We start from the raw sequence: 1,340 nt of genomic DNA, 5'->3' as shown, positions 1-1,340 counted from the left end.
TGTACCGCACCGGATTATTGAGACACCAGATTGGTTGTAATCAGGCCGCCTGCTTCGACTGCATCAGCGCTCGCCGGGCCTGACTCGGCGAGAGGAAGTTGTGGCGCTCCAGCAGCCAGTGCTCGTTGTACCGGTGAGCCCACTCCAGCAGGGCCCGCCGCAGCTCCTCCACGGTGGAGAAGGTGCGCACCCAGAGCAGCTGCTCCTTGAGGGTTCGGATGAATCTCTCGGCGCAGCCGTTGCCCTCGGGACTGCGGACGAAAGAGGGGCTGGATGCGGCCCCCAGGAAGCGCAGCTCGTTCTGGAAGGCATCGGAAGTGTACTGGCTGCCGTTGTCGTGGCGGATGGACAGCCCTGCGGCCACGCCCTGGCCGTACGCACCGAAGCGGGCCTTGACGCCCTGGCGGATGGGCTCAAGGGCTTCGAAGCGGGTGCCAACCTTGGCCGCGTGGATGCCGACGCACTCGGCGGTACCGTGGTCGATGGCGATGAAGACGGTGGCCTGGCCCTCCCGCGTCGTCACAGTGCAGGTGGCGTCGGTGCCCCACATGACGTCGGGCTTGTCGGTGGTAATCGTGCCGTCGTGGTTGCGAGGGCCCAGCACCCGGCGGGCACGGCCCGGGGCCAGCAGTCCCGCCTCGCGCATCAGCCGCAGGCAGCGGGCCTTCGAGGTGCGTACGTACTGCGCGCGCAGCCGAGCCCACACCTTGCGGTGCCCTTCGCCCAGGAAGGGCGAAGCCGCCAGCACGCCACGGATGGCCTCCCGCAGCGCCTCGTCCGTCAGCGCCGTCTTGGGGCCGCGCCGAGCCGTCGGAGCATCCGTGGACTGACGGCGGGCGCGGTGTCGGTACACCGTGGCGCGAGGCACGCACCAGGTGGCCGTCACGAGCGCCAGGCCGTACCGCTTGCCGCTGGAAGGCGAGAGCCGGGCGCTCATCCTCTCGACTTCCTCCAGGGAAAACCCGGGGCGTTTCCCTCCAGCAGCCGCGCCTTCTCAGCGAGCAACTCGTTCTTCATCATCAGCTCGCCCACCATGGCCTTGAGCCGCAGCACCTCGTCGTCCGCGGGCTCCGGCTCGCGGCTCTTGAGGTTCGCCTCGGCTCCGGCCAGGAACTTCTCCCGCCACTCACTCAGCACCGCTGCGGTGACGCCCAGCTCCCGCGAGAGCGCGTCGAGTTCCTCGCCCTTGAGCAATCGGAGCACAGCCTCCTTCTTCCGCTTCGCCGAGAACCGACCGCGCTCCGCCGTCCTGTCCTGCTTCTGTTGCTTCTTCACATCCACCTCGCGAGGGGGAGGTTATTCCCCCAGATAGGTGTCTCAAGAAATCCTGGGGCGGAGGA

The 1,340-nt window shown here is 68.1% G+C and carries 1 pseudogene; it reads right to left on the bottom strand.

The annotated features are described in order from the left end of the window. Nucleotides 1-40: 40 nt before the first annotated feature. A pseudogene (locus D7Y15_RS43475) lies at nt 41-1,281 on the bottom strand (IS3 family transposase). Nucleotides 1,282-1,340 lie beyond the last annotated feature (59 nt).

Origin of the sequence: Corallococcus sp. AB030, assembly GCF_003668965.1 — a bacterium.
Classification (GTDB): domain Bacteria; phylum Myxococcota; class Myxococcia; order Myxococcales; family Myxococcaceae; genus Corallococcus; species Corallococcus exiguus.
This window is presented reverse-complemented; position numbering and strand designations above follow the sequence as displayed.